An 8,904-nucleotide genomic window follows, 5' to 3' on the forward strand; every position below is an offset into this window, starting at 1 on the left:
TCAGCCGGTGGGGGTGACGATCGCGGTCGGGGGGACCGCGCCGTCGGGGGTGTCGGCGCCGCCGAGGTAGGCGGCGGACACCGCGGGGTCGCGCAGGACGTCCTCGGTGCGGCCGGAGGCGATCACCTTGCCGAAGTCCAGGACGGTGACCTCGCGGCAGGCCACGCGCACCAGTTCCATGTCGTGTTCGACCAACAGGACGGCCACTCCGTAGCGTTCGGGCACCTGGGCGAGTCGAGCCCCCAGGCGCAGCGATTCGGCGGCGGATTGGCCGGCGGCGGGTTCGTCGAGCAGGGCGACCGCCGGCCGTGCGGCGATCGCGGCGGCCACGTCGAGCAGTCGGCGGGTGCCGGCGTCGATGATCGAGATGGGCAGGTCTCCCACCGGGCAGCCGAAGAACTCCAGGAGTTCGTCGGCCTCGGCTCGCGCCAGGCGCCGGCCCGCGCCGATGTCGAGGTACTCGTACTGGGTCAACTCGGGGGCGATCAGGGTGGTTTGGAAGGTGCGGCGCAGTCCCCTGGCCGCGCGGACCTGCGGGGCCAGGCGGTCGATGGGGGTGCCGTCCAGGCGGACCGAGCCGGGGGTGCGGCCGAGGAAGCCGCCGACGGCGGAGATGAAGGTGGACTTGCCCGCGCCGTTGGGGCCGATCAGGCCGACCACGGTGCCGGCGGGCACGGTCAGGTCGACCGCGTCCAGGGCGGTGACCGGGCCGTACCGTACGGTCAGTCCGGTGACGGCCAGGGCCGGTTCGGTGCCCGCGGGTCGGGCGGGGGCGCCGACGGTGCGCTCGGCCGGCGGGCCGGCGTCGGCGCGTTCGCGGTCGTCGCCGGCGGTGCCGTCGGCGACCTTGCGGGCCTTGGCCACGCGTTTGCGGTTGCGGGTGAAGTCGGTCTGGCTCATGCCGCTGCGCAGCGCGAAGATCGGCACGATGCCGAAGATGATCCCGCCCAGGTCCTGCGGCAGCTTCACCTTCTCCAGGAGGGTGGCCATGGCGGCCCCGAACACCCCGCTCATCAGGGCGCCTTCGGGGTGGTGCGGGCCGATCAGGATGGCGATCGCGAACAGGGTGACGGACTGGCCCATGGCGAAGTTGCCGGAGACCACCAGGCCGAGTTGGCCGGCCATCAGGCCGCCGCCGATGCCGGCGATGAACGCGCTGATCGCGAAGGCGGCGAGTTTGCTGCGGGCCGGCGAGATGCCGTGCGAGGCGGCGAGCCGTTCGGAGTGCCGCAGTTCGAGCCAGGAGCGGCCGAGCCGGGTCCGGTCCAGTGCGGCCAGGCCGAGGGCGATCACGGTGAAGACGATGACGACCAGGACGAAGTAGTCGGCGTTGCTCGTGAACGCGGCCGGTCGGGCCACCGTCTCGAGTTCCTCGGTGCCGGGGAACTGTTTGGCGCCCAGCACGATGTCGGTGGACACCGCCGCGCCGAAGGTGATCACGGCCAGGTTGACGCCGCGAACGCGCAGTGCGGGCAGGCCGATCAGCATTCCCACGGGGGCGGCGGCCAGGCCGCCGAGGATCAGCCAGACGAGCAGGCCGCCGGGGGCGTCGGCGAGGTTGAGCCGCATCACCACCCAGGCGCCGATGGCGGCGAAGGAGAGCTGACACAGCGACATCACGCCGGCGCGGCCGACGATCACGCCGTAGCTCTGCATGATCACGGCGCCGATCACGCTGGTGATGGCGAGGTAGAGCCAGTAGGGCGAGAGGATGTTGGGGATCGCCACGCAGGCCACGATCGCGAAGGCGATCATGCCGGCCGCGGAGCGCTTGTCGATCAGGTCCATGACGGTGGATTTCCTGCCGGCGGGTGAGTCGGTGGCGGGCTTCATCGGCTGCCACCGCCGATCCGGGCGGGCTCGGCCGCGGAACCGGGCGGGTCGGTGGCGTGCGCTGTGCCGCCGAAGTAGTAGGAGTGCAGGAGTTCGGGTTTGCCGCGCAGTTCCGCGCAGGGTCCGTCGTGCACGATGCGGCCCTTGCGCAGCACGTAGGCGTGCGTGCCGACGCCGAGCGCGAGATTGGCGAACTGTTCGATGAGCAGGACGGCCAGTCCCTCGTCGGCGAGTTCGCGGACCACGCGCATCAGTCGGTGGACCACCATGGGGGCCAGGCCGAGCGACATCTCGTCGACGAGCACCACCTTGGGATCGGTGACCAGGGCGCGGCCGAGCACGAGCATCTGCTGTTCGCCGCCGGAGAGGTGGCCGGCCTGGAGCGTGCGGCGGCGGGCCAGTTCGGGGAACAGCCGGTAGACGGCGTCCGGGTCGCCGGCGCCGGCGCGGGCCACGAGCAGGTTCTGTTCGACGGTGAGGGTGCGGAAGATGGTGCGGGCCTGTTCGACGTAGCCGATGCCGGCCCGGGCGCGCTTGTGGACGGGCAGTTTCCGCATCGGACGGTCGCCGAGTTCGATGCTTCCGGCCGTGGTGCGCACCAGGCCCGCGATGCCGTCCATCAGGGTGGTCTTGCCCGCGCCGTTGGCGCCCAGGAGCACGGTGACCGCGCCGGCGGCCACATCCAGCGAGACGTCGTGCACGACCGGGATCTCGTCCCGGGCGATGGCGACGCCGCGCAGCCGCAGCACGGCCGCCGTGCCCGCCTCGCGCACCGGGCCCGCCGGGCTCGCGGCGCTCGTGGCGCTCACCCCGCTCTCCCGGCGAATGCGTCCCGCAGGGCCTCTACGACCAGTTCGTGGGCGCGTGCGGCGTCGGTGAGGTCGGTGGCGAGCAGCCCGAAGAAGCCGTGGATGAGCCCGTCGAAGCGCACCGTCCGGGCCGGGGTGCCGGCCGCGTTCAACGCCTTCGCGTAGTCCTCGCCTTCGTCGCGGAGCACGTCGTACTCGGCGCCCAGGATCAACGCCGGCGCCAACCCGGACAGGTCGTCCGCGCGGCTGGGCAGCAGGTACGGGTCGGCCAGATCGGCGGCGTCGCGCGGGTACTGGGTGAAGAACCAGTCCATGCTCGTCTTGGACAGGAAGTAGCCGTCGGCGAAGTCCCGGTAGGAGGAGCGCCCGTCGTCGGGGTGAGCGACCACGGGCGACACGAGCACCTGGAGTGCGATCGGCGGGCCGCCCAGGTCGCGGGTCTTGAGCGCGACCACCGCGGCCAGGTTGCCGCCCGCGCTCTCCCCGCCGACCGCGATCCGCCCGCCGTCCACCGCCCACGTGTCGCCGTGTTCGTGCAGCCACCCGACCACCGCGTAGCAGTCGTCGGCGGCGGCCGGGTACGGGTTCTCCGGCGCGAGGCGATAGTCGACCGAGACCACCGCGGTCTCGGCGCCGGCGCACACGACGCGGCAGGCGTACTCGTTCTCGTCGAGACAACCGATGGTCCAGCCGCCGCCGTGGAACCAGACCAGGACCGGGAACGGCCCGGGCCCCTCGGGGGTGTACAGGCGGACCGGGATGTCGCCGGCGGGTCCGGGGATCGTGGTGTCGCGTACCGATCCCACGCCGGGCAGTCGGTCCGGCATCGACCAGGTGAGCGCGAAGCCGTCCCGCATGGCCTGGGCGTCCATCGCGAGGGGGGCGGGTTCACCGTCGCTCCCGACGGTGTCGGCGCCGATCCGAGTGCGCTCGATGATCTTTTGGGCTTCCGGATGCAGGGGCACCGTTGCCTCCCAATCGACTCGCAAATCGTATCTGATTGCGTGTACGGTATGGGCTCCCGGAGGGCCTGTCCAGATCCCAGGAGGAAATAAAGTGCGCGACCACGAATCGCCGAACCCCACCCGCCCGGCGGACCTGGTCCTCACCGGAGGCCGCATCCACACCTTCGACGCCCGGGGCCGGATCGCGCGCACGATCGCCGTCACCGACGGCCGGATCACCCACCTCGGCGACGACGCCGACCCGGCCCCGCCGATCGGCCCCGACACGCGGGTGATCCCCCTGCACGGCGGCGCGGTCCTGCCCGGGATCAACGACTCCCACCTGCACGGCGTCTGGCTCGGCGCGATGTGGCCGCACCTGCTGATGGACCGATTGAGCGGCGGCGGGCAGGCGGGGCCGCCGGACGCGCCCGCCGGGGCGCCCGACCTGCGCACGAGCGCCGACCGTCGCGCCGCGATCCTGCGCACCCACGACCTGTTGGCCTCGCTGGGCGTGACCAGCTACACCGAACCGGGCCTGGGCCCGGGCGAGGACGCCGGCGAGACCGGCTGCTTCGGCTCCGCCGCACTCACCGACTACGCCGCGTTGGCCGCCCAGGGTCGGCTCACCGCACGGGTGACCGCACTCCTGCTCTTCGGCGAACTGGACGGCCCCGGATCGGCGGACGCATTCGCCGCCGGACTGCGCGAGTTCGCCCCGCCGGCCGACGTGCCGGGCTGGTTCCGGGTGGCCGGGGTGAAGATCTTCGCGGACGGCATCCCGCCGATGCGCAGCGCCTGGGTGTGCGAGCCCTACCCGGACGGGTCACACGGTTCGCTGCTGATCGACGGCGACTCGGCCGGGGAACGCCGGGACCGGTTGGCCGGGATGATCCACGCCGCGCACGCCGCCGGGCACCAGATCGGCGTGCACTCCACCGGCGACCGCACCTCGGCCGCGGTGGTCGCCGCACTGCGCGCCGCGCTCGACGGCGACCCGCGCCCGGCCGCCCGGCACTACCTCATCCACGGCGACCTGCTGCATCCGAACACGCTGACCGAGATGGCCGCGGCCGGCATCGGCCTGAACACCCAGCCCGGCATCGCGGTGGCCACCCGACACATGCTCCACGACACGCTGAGCCCCGACGTCCTCGCCCGGATGTGTCCCACCCGCGAGGCCCTCGACGCCGGCATCGAGGTGTGCCTGAGCTCGGACTCCCCCGTCCTCACCCCCGATTGGCGCCGCGGCGTGGTCGCCGCCGTGACCCGCACCGGCCTCGACGGCACCGTGTGCGGTCCCGAGCAGCGGCTGGCCCTGCGCGAGGCCCTGCGCGCCTACACCACCACACCCGCCCGCCAGGACGGCGCCGAATGCTGGAAGGGCTCTCTCGAACCCGGCAAGGCAGCCGACCTGTGCGTACTGGCGGCCGACCCCTTCGACACCGAGGTCACCGCGCTCCCCGACATCCCGATCACGCACACCGTCGTCGACGGCCGGGTGGTGTACGAGAAGCCCTGACGCACCCGACCGCAAACGAGCGTACGCACCGGCGTCCCCTCGGCACTCCGCCCACCCCGGGCACGCTCGCGGCGGCTGCGCGCTCAGGGCAGCCGCGAGGACCGCGAGGCCGAACCCGCCTGCCAGGTCGCGTCCGTGCGACCTCGGCCCAGGCCGATCGCCACCACGGCCCCGATTAGGCCCAGCACGACCAGGACGATGCCGGCGAGCACGGCCAGCACCTTGGTGCTCGACACCGGGGCCGCGATCAGCACGATGCCGGCGGCGATGTCCACGATTCCGAAGAACACCACCCAGCCCCGGCCGGGCAGCCCGCCGGTGGCCGCCGCGCCCGCCAGTTCGGCGATGCCGCGGACGAGCCAGCCGATACCGATCAGGACGGCCAGCACGGTGACCGAGCGCGAGCCGCCGCCCAGGCACACGATGCCCAGCACGACCGACAGCAGACCACTGACGATCAGCACCGCCCGCATGCCACCCGAGAACAGCGCCCCCGCACTCAGCGCGAGTTGCATCAGGCCGCTGACCAGCAGGTACAACCCGAACAGCACGGCAACCACACGCACCGTCTGGGTCGGCCAGGCCAGCACCACCGCGCCGAGGACCACCGAGGCGAGCGCAAGCACGAGCAGTACGCGCGACACCCCCGCTGATCCCGCCGACCGGTTCCCGAGGCCACGAGAGATCGGAGACATGGTTCCTCCCGGTGATCGACGCCCGCGCCCACCCGGATTCGGCGAGCCACCCGCATCCACTCCCGTCCACCGTCGCACGCGGGCCACGAGTACGCCTCCGCGTCGGGCCCGCTCCGGCGGTCCGCAGGCCGTGCCCATCGGGCGCGGGGATCGGCGAACCCGAGTGACCCCGACCCTCGACTCGACCTTCACCGTCGGGGCCGAGCCCTGGATTCCGGGACCGGGCTCCCCGATCCTCCCGAGCCCCCGGGGCCCTGGGCTCCTGGCCTCCCGGGCCTCGGAGTCGAACCGGCGCCGGCCCCCGCCCGCGGGTGCGGGCAGTGCGCCCTCATGGCGCCGGCGGATGCGATAAATGGCAGGAGGCGCAGCTGTATGTGGGTGCCGCCTGGGGCAGCCGGCGCGTGGTCCGGGCCCATTCGCGCACCAGCGAATCGAACACCGGTGTCGCACCCACACCGGCCGGCCACATCCGCCGCGGCGCCCCGGGGGCACACCCGTACGATCCCGCACCCGGTCCGCGCGGGCGCGGCACCGTCGAACTCGGCTCGTCGTTCATGCCTCCTTGATAGGGCCGGAACGCGGACCGGTCGGGCCGTCGGCGTGCGTTCCACCCGATCGGATGACACCCGCGCCCCGATCGGGTGGATCCCCGCAGACCCGGCCCCGAGAACACCGGTCGGGTCCCGCCCCCTCCCACCGGTCTGCGCGCTCAATTCCAGGTCGCGCCCGCGGGCTCCCGAATCGTGGTGTTGATGCGGTTGAAGAAGTTCGTGACCGAGATCATCAGGATGATCGCGGCAAGCTGCCGCTCGTCGAAGTGGTCGGCCGCCTCGTCCCACAGGGCGTCCGACACCGCCTGACCGGAATGGTCCGCCAGCCGCGTCGACGCCTCGGTCAGCGCCAACGCGGCCCGCTCGGCGTCCGTGAAGAACGGCGCCTCCCGCCAGGCGGCCACCGCGTGCAGCCGCTCGTCGCTCTCGCCGGCCTTCTTCGCACTGGTCACACCGGCGAACACGCAGGCGCCGCAGCCGTTGATCTGACTGGCACGCAAGTGCACCAGCTCCAGGATCCGCGGCTCGACGCCGCCCGCGTACATCGCCTTGTAGATGTTCTGGATCCCCTTCATCGCGTCGGGCAGCACCATCGCGGGGTTCTTCATCCGAGCGGTCATGACGTCTCCTTCAGTGCGTGGGCGAACCGGTCGGCGATGCCGTTCCGGCCCTGCGGCGTCCTACACAGCACTGACGGAGCAGCCCGCGAACATGTGACGGGGAGCGGAAGGAAATGTCGGCCGTGGTCGTCAGCCGAGGACTTTGACCGCCTGGTAGTACGTCCAGGCCGTGCTGTTGCACGTCGCGCGGGTCACCGCCCCGTACCGGGCACACACGCGCTTGAGGTCCTCGTACAGGGCGCTGTCCAGCCGCGACTTGTTGGCCGGGAACGCCCCTGCCGCCTTGTAGTTGCGGTATCCGAAGTCGTGCCGGGCGCAGGAGGTCTGGAACGGGAACCCGAACGGGTTGTCGGGCGAACCGGAGCAGTAGTCGGTGGACCAGTCGAAGCCGTAGGCGGACCACGAACCCTGGTTCTGCCGCGCCGAATACCAGGCGTTGTAGCTGTCGGCGCTCGTCTGGGTCCAACCGGACAGAACTTGGGGCTTGTTCGCGGGTGCGGCCTGGGCCGGCGCGGTCGCGCCGACTCCGGCGGCGACCGCCATCGCGGTGGTGGCAAGGATTGTGGTCAGCCGACGCATCGAATACCTCCAGGATGCCGGCGCTCCCTGTACGGGATGCCGGGAGCAGGGGTGAGCAGCCGAACTCCGCCCGTCGAACTCCCGTGCCGCGCACCGGTGAAGCGGGTCCGCGGCGCGGGACGACGAAAGGCGGAACCCATCCCACCGGATGCGACGGCCGCCCGTCCATGCCTAGCCGCCATCATGTACAGGAATTCAGCCGCCGAGCCCCTCCCGTTCGCCACGATCCGCATCGGCGACACGTCGGGGATACGCACCCGCCTTCGCAACGATCGGCGGCCCGGCATGCACGGGCGGCGGCCCGCACGACCTCGCGAGGCTCGGCACATGTGCGGGCACACCCCACCGCCGCCTGCGAAGTCGCGGGCACGGAACTCGGTTTGGGGATGACCACCGAAAGAGCGGAGCCTCGCGGCGTCGAACGCACGATTCCTCGCCCCGACGTGCGCGCCGAGCACCACGGGGGCGAGTCTCCCCCGCACCGGCTTCGTTTGATAGATTCCGTCGACACGCGATCATGCGTGCTCGCCACCGCGACCAGGGAGGTTGATGAATATGGCCCGCGCCGGGCTTCATCGCCATGCCCTTGTCCGGGTCGCGCGCACGTAGCACAACGTCGCAGCCGGCCCGGTCGTCTCGAACGACCTGGAGTCTTGCGTGTCTTCCTCTACCTTTCCCACCGCCACGGACCTGACCACCGAGCACCTCGTGCTGCGGCCGTGGTCCGCCGACGACATCGCCGCCGTACTCGCCGACGTGCGGTCGACGCACTGGGCGGCCGACTTCCCCGCCGAAGGCGATCGTGTCATCGCCGGTGTCATCGCCGAACAGTCCGACGAGCCGGCGGCGTCCGGACACCGTCTGATCATCGAGCGGGAGACCGGCCTCGTGATCGGCAGCATCGGCATGATGTGGCCGCCGAGCGAGGGTGCCCTGGAATTCGGCTACGGCGTCGTCGCCTCGCGGCGCGGCCGAGGCTACGCCACCGAGGCCACCCGCGCCTTGGTCGCACACGCCCTGACCCTCCCGGAGGTGCGGGTCGTCTACGCCGACGTGGAGTTGGCGAACCCCGCCTCGATCCGAGTCCTGGAGAAGGCCGGACTGCGACGCCGGAGCATCGACGCCACCACGGCGCGCTTCGACGCCGAGGCGGCGAACCCGAGCCCGCACCGGCCGTAACCCGGCAGGGCCGGCGGGGGCTTGCCCTCCGCCGGCCCGTGCGGGCGGCTTCCCACCGGACACATCCTGGCTAGTGCCGCGCCCGGCAACGTTTGCCCCGTCGCGGTGTTCGGTGCGGTGCATCGGTGTCGCGCCGGAACGTTCTCGTACTGGAGTACTCGGACGTTTCGGC

At 72.1% G+C, this 8,904-nt stretch carries 8 protein-coding genes; 2 read left to right on the plus strand and 6 right to left on the minus strand.

The annotated features are described in order from the left end of the window. From ACIBM5_RS43555 to ACIBM5_RS43565, 3 genes are read right to left on the minus strand one after another with little or no spacing between them, the layout of a single operon-like run. Positions 1 to 1,833, minus strand: coding sequence for an ATP-binding cassette domain-containing protein (locus ACIBM5_RS43555; protein ID WP_396012231.1), 1,833 nt, complete (start codon positions 1,831 to 1,833; stop codon positions 1 to 3). Beyond that, complete coding sequence (locus ACIBM5_RS43560) at positions 1,830 to 2,642, minus strand: ABC transporter ATP-binding protein (protein ID WP_396012232.1); 813 nt, start codon at positions 2,640 to 2,642, stop codon at positions 1,830 to 1,832. The genes ACIBM5_RS43555 and ACIBM5_RS43560 overlap by 4 nt, the downstream gene beginning before the upstream one ends. After that, positions 2,639 to 3,607 (minus strand): alpha/beta hydrolase, encoded by a 969-nt coding sequence (locus ACIBM5_RS43565; protein WP_396012233.1) that lies wholly within the window; start codon positions 3,605 to 3,607, stop codon positions 2,639 to 2,641. Before ACIBM5_RS43565 ends, ACIBM5_RS43560 begins: the two co-directional genes overlap by 4 nt. A 91-nt stretch (positions 3,608 to 3,698) precedes the next feature. Here ACIBM5_RS43565 and ACIBM5_RS43570 point away from each other — a divergent pair, with 91 nt between their 5' ends. Beyond that, on the plus strand, positions 3,699 to 5,108 hold the full coding sequence (locus ACIBM5_RS43570; protein WP_396012234.1) for an amidohydrolase: 1,410 nt from the start codon (positions 3,699 to 3,701) through the stop codon (positions 5,106 to 5,108). 83 nt (positions 5,109 to 5,191) lie between these two features. Here ACIBM5_RS43570 and ACIBM5_RS43575 read toward each other — a convergent pair whose 3' ends face one another. The 3 genes from ACIBM5_RS43575 to ACIBM5_RS43585 all read right to left on the minus strand — a co-directional run bounded on the left by ACIBM5_RS43575 (position 5,192) and on the right by ACIBM5_RS43585 (position 7,553). Further along, complete coding sequence (locus ACIBM5_RS43575; protein WP_396012235.1) at positions 5,192 to 5,752, minus strand: HdeD family acid-resistance protein; 561 nt, start codon at positions 5,750 to 5,752, stop codon at positions 5,192 to 5,194. 760 nt (positions 5,753 to 6,512) lie between these two features. After that, a complete protein-coding gene (locus tag ACIBM5_RS43580; protein WP_396012236.1) occupies positions 6,513 to 6,974 on the minus strand; it encodes a carboxymuconolactone decarboxylase family protein in 462 nt (153 codons plus the stop codon). A 129-nt stretch (positions 6,975 to 7,103) separates the two neighbouring features. After that, positions 7,104 to 7,553: a phospholipase gene (locus ACIBM5_RS43585; protein WP_396012237.1), complete on the minus strand. Its 450-nt coding sequence runs from the start codon at positions 7,551 to 7,553 to the stop codon at positions 7,104 to 7,106. A gap of 657 nt (positions 7,554 to 8,210) precedes the next feature. Between ACIBM5_RS43585 and ACIBM5_RS43590 the strand changes: the two genes are divergently transcribed. Further along, on the plus strand, positions 8,211 to 8,732 hold the full coding sequence (locus ACIBM5_RS43590; RefSeq protein WP_396012238.1) for a GNAT family N-acetyltransferase: 522 nt from the start codon (positions 8,211 to 8,213) through the stop codon (positions 8,730 to 8,732). The last annotated feature ends 172 nt before the right edge of the window (positions 8,733 to 8,904 follow it).

Source organism: Embleya sp. NPDC050493 (assembly GCF_044458105.1).
Lineage (GTDB): Bacteria > Actinomycetota > Actinomycetes > Streptomycetales > Streptomycetaceae > Embleya.